The organism is Chryseobacterium ginsenosidimutans (assembly GCF_039536845.1).
Taxonomy (GTDB): Bacteria; Bacteroidota; Bacteroidia; order Flavobacteriales; family Weeksellaceae; genus Chryseobacterium; species Chryseobacterium ginsenosidimutans_B.
Genome location: NZ_BAAAZJ010000010.1, coordinates 522,214 through 545,884 on the forward strand (window position 1 = coordinate 522,214; position 23,671 = coordinate 545,884).

At 33.9% G+C, this 23,671-nt stretch carries 21 protein-coding genes; 7 read left to right on the plus strand and 14 right to left on the minus strand.

Going from position 1 to position 23,671, the window contains the following annotated elements:
• A complete protein-coding gene (locus tag ABD745_RS14320) occupies positions 1-1,023 on the minus strand; it encodes a DUF4421 family protein (RefSeq protein WP_344831214.1) in 1,023 nt (340 codons plus the stop codon).
• Positions 1,024-1,148: 125 nt separating this feature from the next.
• Here ABD745_RS14320 and ABD745_RS14325 point away from each other — a divergent pair, with 125 nt between their 5' ends.
• Positions 1,149-1,622, plus strand: coding sequence for a 23S rRNA (pseudouridine(1915)-N(3))-methyltransferase RlmH (locus ABD745_RS14325; RefSeq protein ID WP_344831218.1), 474 nt, complete (start codon positions 1,149-1,151; stop codon positions 1,620-1,622).
• Positions 1,623-1,624: 2 nt separating this feature from the next.
• Here the strand turns inward: ABD745_RS14325 and ABD745_RS14330 are convergent, their stop codons facing one another.
• The 6 genes from ABD745_RS14330 to secD form a co-directional block, all read right to left on the minus strand.
• A complete protein-coding gene (locus ABD745_RS14330; protein ID WP_344831221.1) occupies positions 1,625-2,089 on the minus strand; it encodes a tRNA (cytidine(34)-2'-O)-methyltransferase in 465 nt (154 codons plus the stop codon).
• A gap of 125 nt (positions 2,090-2,214) precedes the next feature.
• A complete protein-coding gene (locus ABD745_RS14335) occupies positions 2,215-3,030 on the minus strand; it encodes a tetratricopeptide repeat protein (protein WP_344831223.1) in 816 nt (271 codons plus the stop codon).
• The gene (locus tag ABD745_RS14340) at positions 3,027-3,593 is read right to left on the minus strand and encodes a phosphatase PAP2 family protein (protein WP_344831226.1); all 567 of its coding nucleotides are present in this window, start codon (positions 3,591-3,593) and stop codon (positions 3,027-3,029) included. The genes ABD745_RS14335 and ABD745_RS14340 overlap by 4 nt, the downstream gene beginning before the upstream one ends.
• 1 nt (position 3,594) lies before the next feature.
• Positions 3,595-3,930, minus strand: coding sequence for a Sec-independent protein translocase subunit TatA/TatB (locus ABD745_RS14345; protein ID WP_344831230.1), 336 nt, complete (start codon positions 3,928-3,930; stop codon positions 3,595-3,597).
• Positions 3,931-4,418: 488 nt separating this feature from the next.
• A complete protein-coding gene (locus ABD745_RS14350; RefSeq protein ID WP_344831232.1) occupies positions 4,419-5,651 on the minus strand; it encodes a TCR/Tet family MFS transporter in 1,233 nt (410 codons plus the stop codon).
• A gap of 220 nt (positions 5,652-5,871) precedes the next feature.
• Positions 5,872-8,781, minus strand: a complete 2,910-nt coding sequence (gene secD / locus ABD745_RS14355; protein WP_344831236.1) for a protein translocase subunit SecD — start codon at positions 8,779-8,781, stop codon at positions 5,872-5,874.
• A gap of 215 nt (positions 8,782-8,996) precedes the next feature.
• On the opposite strand from secD, the gene ABD745_RS14360 reads away from it, so the two are divergent.
• Entirely contained in the window at positions 8,997-10,358 is a 1,362-nt protein-coding gene (locus tag ABD745_RS14360; RefSeq protein WP_344831239.1) for a PQQ-dependent sugar dehydrogenase, read from the plus strand.
• An 18-nt stretch (positions 10,359-10,376) separates the two neighbouring features.
• Here the strand turns inward: ABD745_RS14360 and ABD745_RS14365 are convergent, their stop codons facing one another.
• From ABD745_RS14365 to ABD745_RS14390, 6 genes are all read right to left on the minus strand, one after another.
• Positions 10,377-11,594 carry a hypothetical protein gene (locus ABD745_RS14365; protein WP_344831242.1) on the minus strand — a complete coding sequence of 406 codons (1,218 nt, stop codon included), beginning with the start codon at positions 11,592-11,594 and terminating at the stop codon, positions 10,377-10,379.
• Between the two features lie 3 nt (positions 11,595-11,597).
• On the minus strand, positions 11,598-12,956 hold the full coding sequence (gene hemN, locus ABD745_RS14370; protein WP_344831245.1) for an oxygen-independent coproporphyrinogen III oxidase: 1,359 nt from the start codon (positions 12,954-12,956) through the stop codon (positions 11,598-11,600).
• A gap of 89 nt (positions 12,957-13,045) precedes the next feature.
• A complete protein-coding gene (locus ABD745_RS14375; RefSeq protein WP_344831248.1) occupies positions 13,046-13,957 on the minus strand; it encodes a sialate O-acetylesterase in 912 nt (303 codons plus the stop codon).
• Between the two features lie 96 nt (positions 13,958-14,053).
• The gene (locus ABD745_RS14380; RefSeq protein ID WP_344831251.1) at positions 14,054-14,452 is read right to left on the minus strand and encodes a hypothetical protein; all 399 of its coding nucleotides are present in this window, start codon (positions 14,450-14,452) and stop codon (positions 14,054-14,056) included.
• A 3-nt stretch (positions 14,453-14,455) separates the two neighbouring features.
• Positions 14,456-15,469, minus strand: a complete 1,014-nt coding sequence (locus ABD745_RS14385; RefSeq protein ID WP_344831254.1) for a WD40/YVTN/BNR-like repeat-containing protein — start codon at positions 15,467-15,469, stop codon at positions 14,456-14,458.
• A 62-nt stretch (positions 15,470-15,531) separates the two neighbouring features.
• Entirely contained in the window at positions 15,532-17,052 is a 1,521-nt protein-coding gene (locus tag ABD745_RS14390) for an amino acid permease (RefSeq protein WP_052185923.1), read from the minus strand.
• A gap of 164 nt (positions 17,053-17,216) precedes the next feature.
• Here ABD745_RS14390 and pnuC point away from each other — a divergent pair, with 164 nt between their 5' ends.
• The 5 genes from pnuC to ABD745_RS14415 all read left to right on the plus strand — a co-directional run bounded on the left by pnuC (position 17,217) and on the right by ABD745_RS14415 (position 23,147).
• Positions 17,217-17,885, plus strand: a complete 669-nt coding sequence (gene pnuC, locus ABD745_RS14395; protein WP_344831257.1) for a nicotinamide riboside transporter PnuC — start codon at positions 17,217-17,219, stop codon at positions 17,883-17,885.
• 5 nt (positions 17,886-17,890) lie between these two features.
• Positions 17,891-18,535, plus strand: a complete 645-nt coding sequence (locus ABD745_RS14400) for a hypothetical protein (RefSeq protein WP_344831259.1) — start codon at positions 17,891-17,893, stop codon at positions 18,533-18,535.
• A 104-nt stretch (positions 18,536-18,639) separates the two neighbouring features.
• Positions 18,640-19,407 (plus strand): diaminopimelate epimerase, encoded by a 768-nt coding sequence (gene dapF, locus ABD745_RS14405; RefSeq protein ID WP_344831261.1) that lies wholly within the window; start codon positions 18,640-18,642, stop codon positions 19,405-19,407.
• Positions 19,408-19,436: 29 nt separating this feature from the next.
• A complete protein-coding gene (mltG, locus tag ABD745_RS14410) occupies positions 19,437-20,462 on the plus strand; it encodes an endolytic transglycosylase MltG (RefSeq protein WP_344831263.1) in 1,026 nt (341 codons plus the stop codon).
• A 168-nt stretch (positions 20,463-20,630) separates the two neighbouring features.
• Positions 20,631-23,147, plus strand: coding sequence for a TonB-dependent receptor domain-containing protein (locus ABD745_RS14415; protein WP_344831266.1), 2,517 nt, complete (start codon positions 20,631-20,633; stop codon positions 23,145-23,147).
• A gap of 49 nt (positions 23,148-23,196) precedes the next feature.
• Here the strand turns inward: ABD745_RS14415 and ABD745_RS14420 are convergent, their stop codons facing one another.
• Positions 23,197-23,649: an adenylyltransferase/cytidyltransferase family protein gene (locus ABD745_RS14420; protein ID WP_047398369.1), complete on the minus strand. Its 453-nt coding sequence runs from the start codon at positions 23,647-23,649 to the stop codon at positions 23,197-23,199.
• Positions 23,650-23,671 lie beyond the last annotated feature (22 nt).

Sequence of the window (23,671 nt, forward strand, 5' to 3'; positions counted from 1 at the left end):
TTACTTTAAAATATTATCTATTTTATCAAATTTTCTGTTTACAAATGTAGGAGAATTAAACCGGAAACCAATTCCAACCCTGAACAACCATTGCGTTGTTGAGTAAAAGTTTTCATCGGAACTGTTGATCCAGTTCAACTGAGTACCACCTCCGAAAAACCATTTACCATTGTCATATCCTATTCTTGCATTAGAATATAATCCGACATTAAATTCATGAAAATCCTCATCTATCAATTTTGAATAATAAAATTCAGGATAAACTTCCACTATTGCGTACCAATTATTTTTAATTTTTTTCTGCAATCCTCCACCCGACCTTAAAGCAATTCTTATATCTTTCGATGGCGAATCACCCTGAGTTTCGTTAAAAATTTCGCCCTGATAAATCGTTTTATTAAGGTCACTAAGAATATTACACTGATAAAACAAACCTGTACTTACTATAAAAACATCTTTCAACGGTTGATAAGTCATATTGTTAAAGCTTCTGTAATCTGTTTTATTTCCTAGCCACAAATAGCTCGTTTCTCCTTTAAAAGAACGATATTTTGCATCCGGAAACTGCAGATAGCCTTCCTGGTTATAATCATTTCCATACAACAAACGCATAAATTCTTTTGTATCCTGAAAATACAAACCTTTCACCTGACTAAAATAAACATATTGTCTAATTTTCGGACTAAGAAAAAAAGTAAATCCAAAGTTGAAATATTTTGACTTTCCTTTTTCCGGATCATCATTGTTGATTCTTGTGAGTTTCGGAGCAAAAGAAAAACTTACGTCCAGCCATCTATATCGTAAGAAAAATTCTGTATAAAAAGCATCATTCGGTTTTAATCGAAAAATTTTATCCTGATATAATAAACCAAAGGTATTATGGAGATAACTTAATCCCGTAACAACCGAAATTTTATTTTTATCTTCTTCGATGTATTTTTTCACCTGATCATCATTAATCTCCTGAGTGTAAGAAATTAATGAGAAACATAAAAAAATACTAGAAAGGATTTTTGCTTTCATCGAATTTGGTGTTCCTACAAAAGTAAGGAATTTTTTAAACTTGTAAATATTCTAAAAACTCTACAGATTATGACTTTCCTTAATTAATGAATATCTTTGACGCTGAAAATATTTAAAGACAGAAAATGCAGATTAATTTGCTTTGTATTGGTAAAACGGACGATAAAGAAATCACTTCTTTAATCAATTATTATCTGAAACGACTTCCGAAACACTGGAATTTTGAAATTATTGAAATTCCTGACGTCAAAAATGCAAAAAATCTATCCTCTGATCTTTTGAAAAAAGAAGAAGCAAAACTATTCCTGAATCAAATTGACAGAACTGATCTTGTACTCATTCTTGATGAAAAAGGAAAACAGTTTACCAGCAGAGAATTTGCTCAAAAAATAGACAGCTGGATGAATTCTTCAGTGAAAAAAATTCATCTTTTGATTGGTGGAGCTTATGGGTTTTCAGAAGAAATTTACACCAGGGCCAACGAAAAAATGTCATTATCTAAAATGACATTTACCCACCAGATGATCCGGTTGTTTATCGTTGAACAATTGTACCGTGCAGATCAGATTTTACAGGGAAAACCTTATCATAACGATTAAAATTATTTTTTAACTATTAAATTATTAATCTGTCTTTTTGCTTCTCCTACCACAAAAGCAACGGAATTGGCAATATTAAAACTTCGGATTAATCTAGACATGGGAATGGTTAAATGATTTTCAAAACGATCTAAAACTTCTTTACTCAAACCTACACTTTCCTTTCCGAAAACCAACCAGTCTCCATCCTGAAAATCTGTTTCCAAATAAGATTTTTGGGCATGTGAACTCATTAAGAAAACACGGGACATATCAGGAATTATTTTTATCCATTCTTCAACATTGGCATATTCAGTGACATCAAGATGTACCCAATAATCCAATCCTGAACGTTTAAGATTTTTATCATCAATTACAAATCCAAACGGGTGAATTAAGTGCAGTTTACTTTCGGTTCCTACACATAATCTTCCGATATTTCCTGTATTGTTTGGTATTTCGGGTTCTACAAGAACAACATTTAACATGAATAATTTATATTGTTTTTAATTGATTTTCTCTGAAAATCTTATTATAATGATTAATTAATTATTTGGATTCGGTGTGGCGGCAAAGCCGCCACACCGAATCCAAATAACTTTTTCTGAAAAAGTTATTTTTTAATTTCACATTTAGCATATTGCTCCAAAAGCAAAGGTTTTTCGTATCCCAAACTCACTGCTTTATCCAAACTTGCACATGCTTCTTTTGGTTTTGCGGTTTCAAATAAGATTAATGCTTTGTTTACATGGGCCTGCGCGAATTTCGGATCTATGGCTATGGCTTTGTTTACATCGGCAAGAGCTTCTTTATTTTTCTTTAATTTAAAATAGACATCCCCTCTTCCACTATATAAAAGAGATTCGGGTTTTTCAGAAATCAACTGATTATAATCTTTTAAAGCACCTTCCAGATCTCCACTATTCTTTTTAAGATTCGCTAAACCCGTTCTTGCATAGATATTATCCGGAGCAAAAGTTAATATTTGATTTAAATCTTTCGCAGCTAAATCTTTTTTGCCCAAATTTTCATAAACTTTAGCACGGGTAAGATACATATCTGCATTTTCAGGCTCTAACTGAAGCCCTTGATTAAGATAAGTTATGGCTGCCTGCTTATTCCCTTTTTGTCCGTGAATAGAACCTAAATTGGCGTAAACAGCAGCCGACATCGGGTTTGCTTTTAATGCGGATTCATAAGATTTAAAAGCAGAAGTGGTTTTTCCCAATCTTCTTTGAGCTGTTCCTAAATTATTATAATATTCGGACTGTAATTTTTGAATTTTTTCAGTTTGAGCTAATTTTGAATATTGCTCTTCTGCGCATTTATAATCTGCTTTTTGAAAACAGTCTTCAGCAATTTTTTTGTCCTGAGCATAAAAATTTAATGAAGAAAAAGCTAATGCAAGAGATAATAAAGAGTGTTTCATGAAGTTATATTTTGTTTATTGATTACTTTTTTTGCGAGTGCACCAAAAATCACTCCCAATAAAGTTCCAACAAACGCCCCCACCAAAATATCTATCGGGAAATGCACACCTAAATATATGCGGCTGTATGATACCACTGCAGCCCATACAAATATAACATAAGGAAACCATTTAAGCTTACCTTTTAATAAAATAGTTAAATAAGTTGCCAAAAAGAATGTATTAGAGGCATGTGCAGAGTAAAAACCGAACTGTCCGCCACACTTCACTATTCTCATGTGATGCTCTAATAAAGGGTCGTGACATGGTCTTAACCTTTCAACACCGTGTTTGAAAATACTTGCCACCTGATCTGAAACTGTAACTCCGATCGCAACAAATACTAAGATAAAAACTAAAGATCTTAGTTTATAATTTTTATATAGAAAATAACAGAAAATAATATAAAGCGGAACCCAGATCCAGGTACTGGAAATAAGCATCCAAAACTGATCAAAAGGTGTGTCGCCCAAATTATTGAGAAACAAAAACAGCTTCCTGTCTTCCTGAATGATTTCCTCCATTTTATCTGCTTACAGGTCCTTGATATGTTTCGTCTTCAGAAGGTTTTGGCGTTGAAGGTTCATTTGCAGCTTTAGATTCTGTCAAAATATCTTTATCGAGATCTTTCATAGGATTAAAATCTTTTGCGGCATCTTTTACTTTTTCAATCTCACGTTTTATTTCAGAAACAGGATTATCTGTCTCTTTCATGATCTCCGTTTTGATGTCTTCCACCGCTCCACGCATTTTTCTTACACCTGCGCCTAAGTCACGTGCAATCTGAGGAAGTTTATCCGGTCCGAATAATACAACGATCGCCACAGCGATCAATGCCATTTCTCCAATGCTTAATTCCATTTTGTAAAATTACAAAAGATATGTGAAACTGAATGTGAAATATTGAGTTTTAATAAAATATTAAGTTTTCTCTTTTTTATTCTTTCTTAATTTGATAAGCTGTTGTATATCTGTCTGCAGAGTTCCCTTGTAGATTCCTCTTATTTTCCTGTTTCGATCTGCTAAAATAATATGCTCCGTATGAAGAAATTCTGTACTGTAACGGGTAAAATCAAGATCTTCTTCCGCAAAATAAGACTGACGTACCAGTTTAAAATCTCACTTTTCTTTCCAGTCAGAAAATGCCAGTTCGGATTTTTAATTTTATGCAATTCTTTAAAATTTTTCAGCTTTGTGGCGTATCAATCCAGGGAGTTACTGAGAAAGATAATAAAAGTACATCCGGATCATTTTGTAAACCGGAAAACCATCCAATAAAAATCTTAATAATACATATTTGAAGCTTTTACAATAATCAAAAATATGATTCACTCTTTGTACTATTTGAATTAAATTTCTTCTTTTTCACTGTTTTTTCTCTGAAAATTGAAATAAGTAATAACTACACTTATGGCCATTAAAATAAATGCTAAGAAGAACGGCGCTCCCGAAAACTTGAACGGAGCTTCATCATGTGTGAAAAAGTAAAATAAATTGGTCATCATTGGAGGTCCGATAATTGAGGTTGCACTCATCAAACTCGTTAATGCACCTTGCAATTCTCCCTGTTCATTTGAAGGAACACTTTTCGTAATCACAGATTGTAAAGCTGGTCCACAAATTCCTCCTAAACAATAAGGAACTAAAAAAGCAAACATCATCCACCCCTGTGTAGCAAAAGCAAACAATAACATCCCGACTGCGTAAAGGGCCAATCCGTAATAGATGCTTTTCTGTTCACCTAATCTTGGTGTCGTCCATCTGATTAAACCACCCTGAACTAATCCTACAAGCAATCCTACAACACCCAAAGAAATTCCTACCATTCTTTCATTCCAATTAAATTTATACATGGTAAAAAAACTCCAGTTACTTTGTACGGCGTGTCCTGCGATATAAATTAAAATTAATGAAACTATCAATCCTGAAATTTCAGGGTGTTTCCCTAAAAATTTGAATGATCCGACAGGATTTGCACGTTTCCAATTGAATTCTCTTCTCTTATCCTTATCTAAACTTTCCGGAAGAATGAAATATCCGTAAAGAAAATTTAACAAACATAATCCTGCTGCCGCATAAAACGGAACTCTTGAACCATAATGTCCCAACAGCCCGCCCAAAACCGGTCCAATGATAAATCCTAATCCGAAAGCTGCACCAATTAAACCAAAATTTTTCGCCCGGTCTTCATCTGTAGAAATATCTGCTATGTAGGCACTAGCTGTTGTGACGCTCGCTCCTGTAATTCCTGCGATAACTCTTCCTAAAAACAGCCACCAAATCGTAGGAGCCAGTGCAAGGAAAATATAATCCACCGCAAATCCGAAAAGAGAGATCAGAATAATAGGTCTTCTGCCATATTTATCACTTAGATTTCCAACAACCGGTGAAAAAATAAATTGTGTAAATGCATAAGCAAAACCCAACCAACCACCATATTTTGCAGCTTCACTTATGTCACTATGAATAAGTTCTTCAATTAATTTAGGAACTACCGGAATGATGATTCCCCATCCCGTAATATCAATTAGTAATGTAATAAAAATGAAGCCGATCGCAGCTTTTTTTCTTGAGTTTTCCATAACTGTGCAAAAGTAATCAAATCAAGAAAAATAATGATTCTAAATTATTAATAATGAGCAATTGATAATAAGTAATTTTTGATGATGAAATAAATCCTGAAAAATTATTAATGAATAATAGTGAATTTTAAAATCATGAATATAGTAGTCTTACAATTAGATTGAACAAAAAAAGCCTTTCAAAATTGAAAGGCTTTTCTCTTATTTATTGTAGTATAAATTATTTTGAAGTAAGAACTTCTTTGTTGGAAGTTGTTTTACCATGTACTTCATCTTCTTTTCCTGTTTTAAGGAAGTCATAGGCAATAGCAGATGCAATAAAGATTGATGAATAAGTACCGAATCCGATACCGATTAACATCGCAAACATGAATCCTCTTAAGTTATCTCCACCGAAAATGAAGATCGCTAAAATTACCAGAATTGTAGTAAATGACGTGTTGAACGTTCTACCCAATGTACTGGAAATAGAGTCATCAAATAATCCCGCCAATGTTAATGATTTCTTCTCTCTTAGATATTCTCTAATTCTGTCGAAGATAATTACCGTATCATTGATCGAATAACCTAGTACCGTTAAGATCGCTGCAACGAAATCCTGGTTGATTTCCATATTGAACGGCATAAATTTGTGAAGCAATGAATAGGCTCCCAAAATGATAACCGCATCGTGGAACAACGCTGCTACAGCACCAAGAGAGAACTGCCATTTTCTAAATCTGATTAAGATATAGATAAAGATACCTCCTAAAGCTGCAACTACAGCCAGAATACCGTGAGTTTTAATATCATCTGCAACAGTAGGCCCTACTTTTTCAGAAGAGATAATTCCTACGTGTCCTTTTTCAGGAGCTTTGAAGTCTTTTATTGTCGTATTTGCAGGAAGACTTGTTTTTAAACCTTCGTATAATTTCTGCTCAACAGTCTGGTCAGCTTTTAAAGATTCGTCATCGATAAGATAATCCGTAGAGATTTTCAATTGATTATCATTTCCGAAAGTTTTAGCTTCAACAGAAGAGTTTTTACCATCTTCAGTTTTGAAAATTGTAACCAATTTACCTTCGATATCTTCAGCATTAACCGCTTTATCAAATCTTACCACATAATTTCTACCTCCTGTAAAGTCGATACCGTATTTGAATCCGTGGATTGCAATAGATGCGATAGAAACTACAGTAAGAATACCAGAAATGATGTAAGCATATTTTCTTTTTCCAATGAAGTCGATCCATGTGTTTCTGAAAAGATTTTTCGTAGCACCAGTCCAAACAGAAAGGTGTTTCCCTTTATTCAATCTAGAGAAGATCATAGCTCTTGAAATCAATACTGAAGTAAAGAACGTCATCAAGATACCGATTCCTAAAGTTAAAGCGAAACCTTTAATTGGTCCTGTTCCGAAAAGGAAAAGTACTCCTGCCGTTAATAACGTCGTTAAGTGACCATCAACAATTGCACTCAAGGCATGTTTGAAACCATCTCTATAAGCTTCTAAAATACTTTTTCCTGCAAATAATTCTTCCTTGGTCCTTTCGTAAATAATTACGTTCGTATCCACCGCCATCGCCATTGTAAGAACGATACCCGCGATACCGGGAAGTGTAAGAGTTGCATCAACAGAATCCATAATTCCGAAGATATAGAATAAGTTGATGATCATTGCAATTACAGCGTAAACACCTGCACCACCGTAATAGAAAATGATATAAACTATAATCAGTAAGAATGCGATACCAAAAGACATCACCCCCGCATCAATAGACTCTTGTCCTAATGAAGGTCCTACTACAGTAGCCTGAACCACTTTTGCACCTGCAGGTAATTTACCCGCTCCTAAAACGTCTACCAATTCTTTAGCTTCTTCCTGAGAGAAGTTACCGGAAATTTGAGTTCTACCGTTAGGAATAGCATTTACAACGTTCGGAGCAGTATAAACTCTTCCGTCCAATGTTACTGCAACTGGTTTACCAACATTTTTCTCTGTTAAAGTTTTCCATTCTTTAGCACCTTTAGAATCCATCTGCATGTCTACTACTACTCTGCTCAACTCATCATAGCTGATATTAGCAGTTTCAACAGCACCGTCTACAGGAGCTTTTTGGTTAATGTTACCTCTGATTGCATACAATACTAAACTTTCAGCATCTGTAGCTTCAGGCTTGTAACCCCACATGAATTGTGTATATTTAATGTTAGCCGGACGTAAAGACTGCCCTACTTTGCTGTTCAATATCTTGTTTACAGCAGCAGTATCAGAAAGTTTTACGTTCGCAACACCATTCGTTCTTAATTTGTCAATGTGTAAAAGATTCATGAAGTTTACGTTTTTCGCAACTCCCATAGAATCACCTTTTACAGCAACCATAGACGTTAAAGTCTGGAAATATGGCGCCATTTCAGGAACTTGTTGTACTTCCCAGAATTGAAGTTTTGCAGAAGTCTGAAGCATCTTCTTCACTTTATCGATGTCCTTCATACCCGGCATCTCCACAGAAATTCTTGCAGTACCCGGTACTCTCTGAACGTTTGGCTGCACAGCACCCATTTTATCGATTCTCGTTCTGATTACCTCAAAAGCTGTTCCTACAGATGCATCGATTTTTCTTTTAACAATGCTTTTCACCTGATCATCAGGAGTATTGTACTTCACCTCTGTAAGTGTAGTGTTTCCGAAAAGTTCCGGATCTGCCAACTTAAGGTTTGTACCTTTAGCTTTGTTAATTGCCTCGAACTGGTCGAAGAAATTGTCGATATAAGATTTTGTAGAATTCTTCTGAACTTCATCAGTTTTGTTTAAAGCCTCAATAAGAATCGGGTTTGTAGAATAATTTGTCAAATCATTCACCAAGTCTCTCTGGTTGATCTCCAAAAGGACGTTGATCCCTCCTTTCAAGTCAAGACCAAGTTTCATTTCCTTGTCTTTGGCTTTAGTGTAATAAAGTTTTGTGAATCCTAGATTCAGCGTATCCTTAGAAAGTTTTGCAATTTCTTTCTGATACTTCTCCGGATTGTCTCCTGCAATAGCAGTTGCCTGCTTTTCAATTTTGCTGGCGTACCATGTTGGTAATAGCTCGTTTAAGCAAATCAACCCTAGTACAATAGCAACAATTGTAATAAGTCCTTTTCCTTGCATTTTGTTATAACTACGTTAAATTAAGTCGGCAAATATAATCATTTTATTGAATTTTATGAATTATTAACAACAGAAATCGTTTATTTTCAGATATATCGGTCTTCTTATTTTTATTTAAGATTTAATAATTTTTTCATGATATTTTAATGAATATTTCAAATCTCGATTGGTATGAAATTTTCATTCAGATTTAATACACTAGATATCAAAATATTATGAAAAAACTACTTTTTTGCGCAAGTCTTTTTTCTTCCTTCATTATTAATGCCCAAAGTATTAGTCTGGAAGAATTTGCTACAGGATTTACCGCACCTGTCGAAATTGTAAATGCGAATGACAACAGAATGTTTGTCGTTCAACAAAACGGAATCATTAAAATCGTACAACCCAATGGAACAGTAAACTCTACTAATTTTTTAAACATCAGCTCAAAAATCACTTATGGTGGTGAAAGAGGACTTTTAGGTCTTGCTTTCCATCCGCAATACTCTACAAACGGGTATTTTTTTGTATATTATAACGACCTGGATGGCGACATCACTGTGGCGAGATACACCAGAAGTTCTAATCCCGATGTTGCAGATGCTACGACTGAAAAAATTATTTTAAATCAGGCAAAACCATTTGACAATCATAATGGCGGAAGTATTCACTTTGCTCCTGATGGTTATTTGTGGATTGTAACAGGCGATGGCGGAAGTGGCGGTGATCCGAATAATAATGCCCAGAACAAAAATTCTCTTTTAGGGAAATTATTAAGGCTTGACATCAATTCTACCGGACCCTATAATATTCCTCCGGGAAATCCTTTTGTAGGCGTTGACGGAGCCGATGAAGTCTGGGCTTACGGATTGAGAAACGCGTGGAAATTTAATTTTGATACAGCTTCCGGAAATGTGATGATCGCAGATGTCGGTCAGGGACAGATCGAAGAGATTAACAGAATGCCGTTAACACAGGCAGGAATCAATTATGGATGGCGATGTTATGAGGGAAACAATGCTTATAATACAGCAGGTTGCTCTGCACAATCTACAATGACCTTCCCGATTGCAGCGTATGATCATTCAGGAGGAAAATGCTCGATTACAGGAGGTTATATTTACAGAGGCACACAATTTCCAGCTCTGCAGGGAAGATATATTTTTGCAGATTATTGTTCTACCCAAATTGGAAGTTTAAATCCCGACGATTCAATTACATGGACTTCAGCGTTTGCAGGAAATAATTTTTCAACATTCGGAGTGAATAATCTAAATGAATTATTTGTTGCAGCGGTAAATAGCGGCAAAATTTTCAGAGTTACAACAACGACTTTAGGAACTCAGGAAAACGATCTTTCAACGCAGATAAAAGTATATCCTAATCCTGCTTCGAAAAAGGTTTTCATTGAAGGTTTAAAAGACAAAAACACTTCTATTGAAATCATCAGTTTTGAAGGGCGAAAAGTTCTAGAACAGGCAAAAATCGGAAACGATAACAGCATAGATATTTCAGGAATTCCTGCCGGAGCTTATTTTATCAACTTAAATTCAGGAAATCTAAAAACATACAGTAAGAAATTAATTATTAAATAAATATTTCAAACAGTTTTTTTAAGCCTCAGTCAATTTTGATTGGGGCTTTTTTAAAAAATATAATATTATAAATAGTGGTACTATTATTATTAATCTCGTAATTAGAGAAAATCTTTCAACTTCATTATCAAACAGAATATTTGGAATTAAAGCAACCAATAAAAACGAAATAATAAAAAATACCAATTCTAAAATTGATAATTTTCTCATCTCTTCTTTTTTTATAGAAAATTTTGAACTTAAAATCCAAAAACCCAAAAATAAGATCATAAAAGGAAAAGACCAGATTCTATAGGTATCATAAGCAATTGCATGAAGTAACAACGGGATAAATGAAATGATTACCAATACAAAAAATAACTGAAAATTTTGTCTGAATCTGAATTCTTTAAAAATCATCCATAAAGAAAAAAGAATGGGAATTCCGTATAAAACAGTTCCTTTGGAAATAAATAATCTTTGAATAAAATTCCCGCTTTCTTCTTTAAAATAATAGCTGAAACTTTTGGTATACGCCGAAGACACAGAATCTGCAGTTTTTTCAGAAACAAAAGAAATTTGCTTTAAATAATCAAATATCGTAGAAAAATAATTTTCTCCATTAATTTCCTGATAGGCAGAAACTGAAACCGAAGCTAAAAAAGGTAATAATAAAAATAAGACCAGCTTCTTTAAAAAATTCATCGAAAAAATATTTTTAAATGAAAATTTTTCATCCGGAATTTCGGCAACAATCAAAGCAAAACAGCTTATCGGTATCATCAGAAAAAAAGAAATTTCATGAATAAAAATGCTGATCGTTGCTATGATTGAAGACAAAAATATCTTCTTTTTTTTAATTAAATAAATAACTAAAATCGTCAGTAAAAAGATAACATGATCTAAATATCCAATCAGATGCGCAGAAAATATAACATATTGCGACAGAAAAAAGATCAGAAAAAATAATATCCTGTAAAAGCTATTTTCTTGTTTAAAAGTTTCTTTTACAGCAATTCTGAAAATCAAAACATACAACAAAAGCAATATTAAGCCGGAAAGAATTAAAATAGCAAACTCATTTTTCTGAAAAAACCATCCGAAAATTTCTCCGGCAAGTCCTCTTTTGATAAATCCAAATCTGTAATCGAGCATCCAATGTGCTTCCGACCAATCATTGGGAAACCTTATCGTTTTTAAAACACTAAAAACCAGCGTATAAAGGTAAAGTACAATCAAAAGAACTTTCCTGCTCATGGGCTAGATCGTCATTGAGAAAATTCTCGTCTCAGGTTTGTTCCTCATCATTCTAAGATCAAAAACCATAGCTACATTTCTTGTAAATGCTCTTCCTTTTTCCGTTATTTTTATCTGATTATCATGAATTTCAACCAATTCATCTTTTTCCATTTCCTTCAGCATTTCGAATGCATTTTCCAGTTCAGGGAAAGAATTATCAGTATCAAAAGTAGTTTCTAATTGACACATTAAATTCAGAATATGTCTCCTTACCGTCAAATCTTCTTCATTTAAAATATGACCTTTTACAACAGGAATTTCACCTTCTTCAACTATTTTCTGATACTCTTCCACTGTTTTCACGTTTTGTGCAAAAGCATACCAAGAATCTGAAATTGCGGACATTCCCAAACCAACCATCAATTGGGTTTTGCTTGAAGTGTAGCCCATGAAATTTCTGTGTAATTTTTTTTGAATTAAAGATTGGTACAAATCATCGTGTTCCAAAGAAAAATGATCCATTCCGACCTCGATATAACCTAATTCTTCCAAAAGTTTTTTACCATCTTCATACAGACGGCGCTTTTCTTCACCGCTTGGAAGGTCGTTTTCATCAAAACCTCTCTGTCCGACACCTTTTACCCAAGGAACGTGAGCGTAAGAATAAAATGCCAAACGATCCGGTTTTAATTCCATTGTTTTACGGATGGTATTTTCCATCGCTTCCCAGGATTGATGCGGAAGTCCGAACACCAAATCATGGCTGATTCCTCTGTAGCCAATTTCTTTCGCCCATTCCGTCACTTCTTTCACTTTTTCGAAAGACTGAATTCTGTTGATTGCTTTCTGAACTTTCGGATCATAATCCTGAACTCCAAAACTTACCCTTCTGAAACCTAAATCATACAATGTCTGAAGATGTTCTTTAGATGTATTATTGGGATGACCTTCAAAAGAAAATTCCTGATGATCTGCAATATCAACTGTTTCGAAAATACCTTCCAGCAAGGTTTTCAAATTTTTCGGAGAAAAGAAAGTCGGAGTTCCTCCACCTAAGTGAAGCTCTTTTAATTTCGGCTTTTCATCAAATAACTGAAGATACAGCTGCCACTCTTTCAACACACTTTCCAGATACGGAATTTCTACACTGTGCTGTTTTGTAATACGCTTATGACATGCGCAAAACGTACATAAGGCTTCGCAAAAAGGCAGGTGAATATAAATAGAAATTCCCTCATCTCCATTCGTCTCCTTAAAAGTCCTGATGACACTCTGCTTCCACAGTTCCGGAGAAAAAGAACTTTCGTCCCAATAAGGAACTGTAGGATAAGAGGTATAACGGGGACCTGGAATATTATATTTATCTATTAAAGAATTCATTTTCGGTTTAAATTTTAACATGAACTTCTCAATCAAAATTCATAATGCAAAATTAAATATATCTTATGGATTTTGAATCATGAAATATATTAGGGTCTTTTTTCGAAATTTATAATGAGTCTAAATACCTCATCGGCAAATTTTTGCCCCAGATCTATGTAACCTGCACTGTTATAATGCCATGGATCATTACCATAACCATAATTTTTGGTTGAGCGAACAATTGCGGTACTTTTATCATTCTTTACAAATTTCTCCTGAGCATATTGTATCAACTCTCCCATTTTCCAGACTCTGCCTGAAGGATCCTTTCCCGAATCTGAAATTTTTCCGATCACAACGGGAAGATGATCCGTCAACATTGCTGCTCTCATCTGATTCATTAAAACTTTCAAATGATCATAATATTTATTGGCAATTTCTTCTGTATAGCTTGCATCACCCTCACCCTGCATCCAAAGAATTCCGGAAGGTACAATGATATCTTTTTTCCCATCTTTATCAATATCTGTTTCTGATAAAGCATTTTTTACGGTTTTCAGAAAATTATCATATTGATTCAATCCGTTTGTTCCGTTGAAATCAGAATCCCAACAACCGAAATTTCCTCTTGCAGCACTGTCGATGGAAGTTCCTTCTCTTGCATATTTTATTAGAGCAATTTTATCATTGGGGAAAAGTTCTTTCATCTTTTTCGCGAAAGATAACTCTAAACCGAATCTGTCTGAAAGCGTATTTGTTTTTCCGTCTGTCTTAAAACCTGTTCCGTTTCCGGGTTTCAGAATGTCCCATTTTCCTGTTCCACCGTTCAAATCTCCGTCAGGAACAGAATTTCCCTGAAAAATATAGACGTCTTTAAAAGATTTTAAATCATTCGGAAGATCTTTATTAAAACCAAAACCATTCATATTAGATTGTCCAGCCAAAATAAATACACGAATCTTTTGAGTATAAAATAAAGTTGGAATTAATAAAAGGAAGAATATCTTTAATTTGCTCATGCGGAAATTTTAGTCAAAATTAAACGGAAGAAAGTTGTAATGAATATTATTTGGAAAGATATGTTCTATGATTGAGATTTGAAAATTGAATTTAAACTATCGCCGATCCAGCCAATGAGGTTTTGGAACAGATTCAACAAAAGTTTTCCATTCCTCTAAGATTTGTAAGAAATCTTCAAGTGGTATTTCAACTTCTTTCCCTCCTGTATTAAATATTGCAACGGATTTATTAGGTGGAAAATTTCTTATTTCCATAGATTCTGCATCATGATAACCCCAAATATTGTAACCTTTAAACTCAAAACCATAATCTAATGAATTAATTTCACTTTTAATATGTTCAATAAGTTCTAATCCGTTAGTTTCTAAAAAACTTGCAATTTCATGGTTTAAAGAGCTTCCATTAATATTACTTACACCAATACTCGGTCTTCTGGTAAGACCGTCAATTTCTGAAACATGAAAAATTAAATTATATTTTTTTGCAGTCTCCATGATCTAAAACTTTAGTCTCATCACAGAAATTTTACCATTTCCTGCAAAAACAACCGTGTTTCCATCAATCCATTTACAAATAAAAAATCCTTTTTCATCAGAGATTTTCTTCCATGTTTTTCCAAAATCTGAGGAATAACTGATGTGTCTATCCCCAACAGAAATCATTTCTTTTCCTTTGGAATTTGGTTTGATTTTCACACAGGTCGTATAACCCCCATTTTGCCCGGAAGCCTGAATCTGCCATGTTTCACCGCCATCATTAGTTGTTGCAATATTGTTGACGTTTGCATCTTGTTTCGTATAGTCTCCTCCGACAGCAACCCCGAATTTATCATCCGGAAAATCGATAGAATATATTCCCTGAGAAGATTCTCCCTGGATAAATGGCGTATCAAAAATCTCAAATTTATTCGTCTTAAAATTTAATTTTAAAATTCTCGATGCTTTTCCTCCCGTTGCAATCCATAAGTTATTTTTTGTTGAAGAAATATTGGTATTACTTGCAGCAAATGCAGCTTCACCTTCATTTAGTTTAACATCATTTGTAATCATACTCCATTTTCCATTTTTGAAAACAGCCAATTTCAATTTATTATCTTTATCGGCATCACTGAAAGTATAAGCCAATTTATCATTAACAAAATGAAGAGCGTCGTAAAAAGCCGTTTTTACAGTATCTTTAAAAACAATCTCGGATTTCAAATCTTTTTTATTAATCTTAAAAAATTCTGCCGGACTTTCAATATTGATGGTGTAAAAAGAGTTTTTATCCTGCGCCAAAGTTCGAAACTGCAATTTCTTTTCTGATAATTTAATCTGCTTCTGATTTTTAGGATTTTTTAAGTCAACAAAACCAAACTTAGAATCTGTTCCGCTGTACCAGACTTTATTATCGTAGATTTCTAAAGCACGAATGCTTATTTTATCATTGAATATTGTTTCAAGACTTTCAATCTTTTGAGAAAAGGAAAATACTCCCAGGAAAGAAAATAAAAATGGTAAAATCTTTTTCATACTCACAAAAATAAAAAATCCACAGACTTCTCTGTGGATTTTTTGAATTTATATTAAATTAATTATAAATCTAAATCTGTTTTTTGTAAAGGCTCTTGCTCTGCCTTGAAAGTTTCTCCGTAACCAACTTTGTGAAGTTTACTATTTCTAAGACTGTATGTGAAATAAATGACAACTCCTAAAGCAAGCCATGCCAATGAAAGATATTTTGCTTCATGGCTTAAGTTCCAGATCAGATAAACGTTAATACAGATTCCTAAAGTTGCAATAACAGGTAATGCAGGAACTTTGAATGTTCTTGGTAAATTAGGTTCTTTTTTTCTTAAAATCCAAACCGCCACACAAACCATTGTAAACGCGAACAACGTTCCGAAACTGGTCATATCCGCTAATTTGCTAATTGGTGTAAATGCAGCCACCGTTGCAATTAAAATCCCTAAAAGCATTAAACTTTTTGCCGGAGTTTTTCTTACAGGATGTACATCGCTAAACATTTTAGGAATAAGACCGTCTTTAGACATTCCAAGGAAAATTCTTGACTGTCCCATGATCATTACCATTAATACAGAAATCAAACCGATTGTTGCTGCAATCGTAATGATATATCCTGCCCAACCTTGTCCTGCAATTTCAAATGCATATGCTACAGGAGCTTTAATTGCATCCGGATAATTTCCATGAGGATCAAAATCTTTATAATTCATCATTCCAGTAAGTACTAAAGACACTAATATATATAATGCCGTACATACCAAAAGAGAAACGATAATCGCAAAAGGAACATCTTTTTTAGGATTAATAGCTTCTCCGGCCTGTGTAGAAACCGCATCGAAACCTACATACGCAAAGAAAATTGCTGCAGCTCCTGATATAATCCCCTGAATTCCATAGGCTTCTTTCATATTATCACCTTCTTTCACCATTGTAGCTACTGGGATAAAAGGATTCCAGTTTTCAGCATTAATAAAGAAAGCACCGGCAACGATTACAAATATTACCGCAGAAACTTTCATGATTACAATAAGGTTATTTGCTTTTGCAGCTTCTTTAGTTCCTTTGATAAGAATAGAAATTACTACAAGCACGATTACAAAAGCAGGCAAATTCATTGAAAAACCTTCTCCAGTGTAACTTGCAGGATCTGAAGTAAGATAATCCGGCAGATGAAGACCGAACATCTTGAGAAGTTTATTAAAATATCCGGACCAGGAAACTGCCACGGTCATGGATCCCATCGCATATTCGAGGATAAGCCCCCAACCTATGATCCATGCAAAAATTTCACCTACAGTTCCATATGCATACGCATAAGCAGAACCTTCTACGGGCAAAATGGATGCAAATTCTGAATAACATAACGCTGCAAATACACACGCAACTCCGGCAATGATGAAAGAAAGAGCCAACGCAGGCCCTGCATGATAATAAGCTCCTGTACCTGTAAGTACAAAAATTCCTCCACCGATAATTGCTCCGATTCCGATAGCTGTAAGACTCCATTTACCAAGTACTCTTTTGAGCTGACTGCTTTTCATGTCATTCTCAAAAGCACTCATGGGTTTTTTGGTCCAAATTTTAGACATATTTCATTTTATTTAAAGATTTACGAAAATATAAAAATTTTACGGACCTTTACGTTTATTAATAAACTTTCAACATTAATTTTAAATATTAAAACTTAAAATTCTGATTTCCATATTATTTAAATCATTTTTAAGTGTCTGTTTTTTTGTTTATTTTTGATCACATGAATTTATACGATCTTTTCGTAAAACCCTACGAAAGCTACACAACGCTCCAAATTTTCTTAGAATCTTTCGCTGCTATCTTCGGAATTCTGAGTGTTTATTTTTCTATTAAAAAAAATATCTGGCTTTATCCTACCGGAATTGTTTCTACTTTAATATATGTTTACATTCTTTTCAATTTCGGATTGCTGGGAGATTGTATGATTAATGTTTATTATACGGTGATGAGTGTTTACGGATGGATTTTGTGGGCAAAAAGTTCTGAAGACCATATTCATGTTGATGTAATGTGGGCATCAAAAAAAGAATGGATATACGGAATTTTGCTTTTTTTATTAAGTTTGATTTTGGTAACCGTAATTTATTACTATAAACCTTATATTGACAATCAGTTTTCTATGGAAGGCACAAACCTCGGTTTATATCATCTTGATTGGGGAAATTGGCTGGATGTGATAACGACTTCCATATTTTTAGTGGGCATGTGGTTTATGGCGAAAAGACGCATCGAGAACTGGATTTTCTGGATCACCGGAGATTTTATCTGTATGCCTATGATGATTTATAAGGGTCTAGGAATCACTTCGGTTCAATATTTGGTATTTACTATAATGGCGATCCAGGGATACGCCAGTTGGAAAAAAAGTTTTAAGAAAAAAAGTTTATAAAAGTCATGAAAAATTTATTAAAAATAGCATTTGGTATTATAGCTATCACAAGTTTGACAGCTTGTACCGTTTATTCAGATCCGTATGCAGATTCATACGGCGATCCTTACTATGACAACGGATATTATTATGCACCTCAGGGATATTATGGAGGTGGCGGATATTGGGGAAATGACGGATATTATTATAGGAATAATATGAATTATTACTATGACAACGGCATGCCTTATTATTATCAGAATTATAACAATTCCAGAAGAAAGGTGTATGTAGAAAGAAGATCCAGCGGAGAAACTACTTCACAGAGACCAAACAACGGCTTCAGAGGTAATGGTTTCAATAACGGAAATTCAAACGGTGGTTTCAGACCGAATAATCAAAACAATCAAGGAAGCCAGAGACCAAACAACGGCTTTAGAAACCAACAGCAAAATACACCAAGACCTCAAAATAATAACGGAGGTTTCAGGAATAACTCATCGAGTAATAGCAACTCTAACAGCGGGTTCAGAAATAATTCTTCAAGCAACAGCAGCAATTCGAACAGCGGCGGCTTTAGAAATAGTTCTCCTCAACCACAGCAGAGTTCTCCACAGCCTCAGCAAACTGCTCCACAGCCAACGAGAAGCACTGGAGGCGGATTTAGATAAAACGATTATAAATAACGAAACGAACAGTTAACACTGTTCGTTTTTTGTTTTAATTATAGTAATTTTGCATGTTCAATTTTAGACAAAATATTAGATCAAAAAATATGGAATTTTATAAATATCAAGGAACAGGAAACGATTTTGTAATGATCGACAACCGTGATCTTCAGTTTCCTAAAGAAAAAGACATTATCGAAAAATTGTGCGACAGACGTTTTGGAATCGGTGCAGATGGTCTTATTTTATTAGAAAATGATGACAAGTATGATTTTAAAATGGTGTATTACAATTCTGATGGCGGAGAAAGTACGATGTGCGGAAATGGAGGAAGATGTCTGGTCGCTTTTGCTTTTTTTCTTGATATTTTTGAAAATAAATGTAAGTTCATCGCAATTGACGGTGAACATGATGCAGAAATCCACAACGGAATCGTAAAATTAAAAATGATCGATGTAGAAACCATTTCCAACGATGGAGAAGACTCTGTTATGAATACCGGTTCGCCACATTATGTAAAATATGTTGAGGATTTGGTGAATTATAACGTTTTTGCAGAAGGAAATGGTATCAGAAATTCTGAAAATTATATAGAAAAAGGAATCAATGTAAACTTTGTTGAAAAAATTACGGATGACGAAATTTTCGTAAGAACCTATGAACGAGGCGTTGAGGACGAAACTTTCAGCTGCGGAACAGGAGTTACAGCTTCCGCTTTAACTTTTCTGCAAAATAATAATCTAATCTCTGTAAAAGTTAAAACTTTAGGCGGAAATCTTAAAGTATATGCTGAAAAAAGCGGAGATTCTTTCCAAAATATTTGGCTTGAAGGTCCTGCAAAACAGGTTTTTAGAGGTAAATTAGATCTTATTTAAAAAACAAAAAACTTTTAATCGACATTTAAATGAAAAAAGCTATTCTCATTATCATCTTACTTGTTTTTGTAGTAGGCGGATTTTTTGGTTTTAGATTTTATAAAAAATATTACGGAAACAACATCGGAAAAGATGGATATGTTTTGATTCCTCACAATGCGAATTTTAAACAGATTCTGGATTCTGCGGCAAAATATGTTGACAATAAAGAATCTTTCGAAGCTGTAGCCAAAGAGAAAGATCTTGAAAAATATTTCAAAGCGGGACGTTATCATTTTCAAAAAGGATTGGGAAACTCCAATTTGGTAAATATGATTAAAGCCGGAAATCAAAGCGAAAACAGCTTTAGAATTGGTGATTTTGGAGATATTTATCAGATGATCGGTAAAGTTTCTAAAAAAACAGAACTGGATTCTTTAAAATTCGTGAATGATCTTAATGTAATTGCAACCGAAAAAGGCTACAATAATGCAGAAGATCTGAAAAAATATTTCTTCATTGATACTTATAATTTTTTCTGGACGGTAACTCCGAAAGAATTTTTCAAAAAATTTGATGATCAGTATAATGAATTCTGGAACAGCGAGAGAAAAGCACAAGAACAGCAATCTGGCTTAACGAGAGATCAGATTTATGCTTTGGCTTCTATTGTTTATAAAGAATCAGGTGGAAAAAAAGATGAAATGAAGACGATTGCCGGATTATATCTGAACCGTTACAGAAAAGGAATGAAACTTCAATCTGACCCGACTGTAATTTATGCAATCAATAAACAGACAAATTTTAAGGAACAAATTAAAAGAGTTTTTTATAAACATTTGTCTACTCCATCGCCTTACAATACTTATGCTAATAAAGGTATTCCTCCGGGACCAATCTGCATCGTAGATAAAAATTCTGTAGATGCCGTTTTAAATGCTGAAAAGAACGATTATATCTTTATGTGCGCAGATCCTGCAAGATTTGGATATCACAAATTTACAGCAAGTGCAGAACAACACGCAATTAATGCAAAAGCATATCAGGACTGGCTAAATTCTAAAAATATAAAATAGTAAATAAATTTAACTTTATTTTAACAATTTAATAATTAACATTTAGCTTTTTAAAGCGACATATACATTTACAAATAATAAACAACCTTAATATTAAGAAATTATTACAATTAACAATTTCGCAATATTAAGAAGAATCTTTCACGATTTTACATAAAAAAATTCCTTATGAATCAGACGGAAATCATTAACATTTTTACAAAAAAAACCTTAGGACTTACTTTTGTGCTTTCGGCAGCAGCATTTGCTTTTGCACAAGACAAAGTAGGTATTTCCGGGTCGGTTGTTAACAAGAACAATCAGCCTGTTCCTTATGCTTCGGTTACGTTCAGTAACAAGGCAAACAAATTATTCAGCGATGCCACTCTTACCGACGAAAAAGGTCAATACAAATTAGATCTTGCTCCCGGAGCTTATGATATTACTGTAGAAGCAATTGATTATCAAAAAAGTGTTATCAATAAACAAATTACAGCCGCCGGAAATATCGGAGCTTTGTCTATCGAGCCTGAAAAAAGTGCTACCAATATAAAAACGGGAGATATTCAGGGAGTTGTAATCACTGCACCCTCTACAAAACCTTATAAAGTAGAACTGGATAAAAGAACTTATGATCCTTCTCAAGATATTGTAAGTAAAGGAGGTAATCTTCAGGATGTACTTGCCAATGTACCTTCTGTTTCTGTAGAGACTGATGGTACGGTTTCTATGAGAGGAAGTTCTAATGTAAAGTTTTTGATCAACGGAAAACCTTCTGCCCTTCTGGGAATTGATGATGGAGCCAATGCTTTGCAAAGTATTCCTGCAGATCAGATCGAAAGAATCGAAGTAATTACCAATCCGTCTTCAAAATTTGAAGCAGGTGGAACTGCAGGTATTCTGAATATTATTTTAAAGAAAAGTAAAAAAACAGGTTTTAACGGAAGTGTTACGGGAACTTTAGGATATTTACCCCAAACCAACCTTAATACAAATTTAAGCTGGAGAAAAGGAAATCTTACATGGTTTTTAAATGGTGGCGGTGGCTACAGAGAGTCTAAGAATACTCAGAGAAATAATGCTACTTATTTTAATGCTGTAAATCCTACAGACAGACTAAAAGCAGATCAAGAGTCTATTACTAAAAGTAAGAATGACAATTATAACGCTTCTACAGGTTTAGTATATGACATCTCTGATAAAACTTCAGTAAATGCATCGGCAACCGTAAGAACATTTGACAGTGAGAATGACGGAAATGTATTGTACAATTATCTTTATCAAAATGGAAGTACTTCTTTAACAAACAGACAAAATATCGGGTCTAATAATAATCTTGCTTTTCAGGGAGATTTTGGTTTAGATCACAAATTTGATGATAAAGGACAGAACTTATCCTTATCATTAAGTTTACAAAGAAGCAGATCATATAATGATACTGATGTTTTGCAGACAGAAAATAATAATTTCACTTTGCAAAACCTTATCGATCAGAATACTGTAAATAAAACGCTGATAGGAAAAGCTGATTATGAACTTCCTATCGGTGAAAATTCTAAATTAGAAGCAGGATACAGATTAGACATCAATCAAAATATTTATGATAATGATGTTTTCCAAAGGTATACCAGTACTGCAGATTATTTCTTTTTACCAGATTTTACCTATAACGCTATCTATAAAGAAACATTCAATGCAGGATATATTCAGTTTAAAAGTAAAATAGGTAAATTAGGGTATCAGATCGGTTTGAGAGATGAAAACTCTCAGGTAGATATTAAATATCAGAATTTAAATCCTTCATCTACTAATCATTCCATTGATAAAACCAAGAATTACAATAACTTATTTCCAAGTGTTTTCTTAAGCTATGAAATTGCGAAAGACAATCAGTTTTTGGTTAACTATTCAAGAAGAATCGACCGTCCGAGATCTTTTTTCCTTATTCCTAATCCAAGCTATACAGATAATCAGAATATTTTTGATGGAAATATTGATCTGAATCCTTCTTATGTAGATTCTTATGAATTCGGGTACAGTATCTCTAAAAATAAATTTACCATCAACCCTACTTTATATTTCAGACATTCTACAGATGATGTAAAAATGGTAGTTTTTACTGATAATGCCGGAGCTTTCCATACAAAACCAGTTAATTTAGGAACGGATGATCGTTATGGGATGGATTTGAACTTTAACTGGGATGCTACAAAATGGCTGAAATTATTAGGAAATGTTGATTTATTCGGATATAAAACAACAGGAATTTATTCTGATCCTGATGTGGTGGCTAAACCATTGTCCTTTGAAGGTTCAGGATTTTCTACAAGAGCAAGACTGAGTACAACTTTTAAAATCGACAAAACGTTTAGCTTCCAGTTGCAAGGAAATTATAGAGGAGCGCAAAAATCTCAAAACCAAGATAGAAAAGATATGTATTCCATTAATTTTGGAGCTTCAAAAACAATCATGAACGGTAACGGAACACTAAGTTTCAATATCCAGGATATCTTCAATACCAGAGCAATGAGAAGTCTTACAAAAACAGCCGATTTCGACAGAGAATCTTACATGCAATGGCAACCAAGACAGTTTGCACTATCTTTCACCTACAGATTCAAACAGGGTGAAAAAATTGAGCAGCCTAAGAAGAAAAAAGACATCAATGCAAATGATTCAGGAGACGACCAGCAAGGGCCAATGTAATCCTACAAAATACAAACAAAAAATCCCGAAAATAATTTTCGGGATTTTTTTATTTTACTGTTTCAGCTTTTAAACTTTTTGCTAGTTCGGCTTCATAGATCCTTTTTCTGAGATCGCTGGAAGAAAACCTGTGATCTCTTTTGTTATAAAAGATTTCAATTCCTTTTTCTTCGCAGTATCTTTTACCCGTAAAATCTTTGTCCATATAATCATCTCCAATAATCCTTACATCGATTACGAAAGACTTCAAGATATCTTCCAAATCTTCTTCCGTATAATAAGGAATAATCTCGTCAACAGCATTTACCGCTCTCAACTGAATATATCTTTCTACAATTGTCTGAGTTGGTTTATTCTTATTAGGACGATCATGGGAAGGATCAATCTGCAGACCAACAATAAGGTAATCACAAACCGTCTTTGCTTCTTCCAGCATTTTGATGTGACCGGCATGTAATAAATCGAACGACGAAAACGTAATGCCTATTCTTTGTGTTTTCATATCAATAAATTCTTTTTTTATG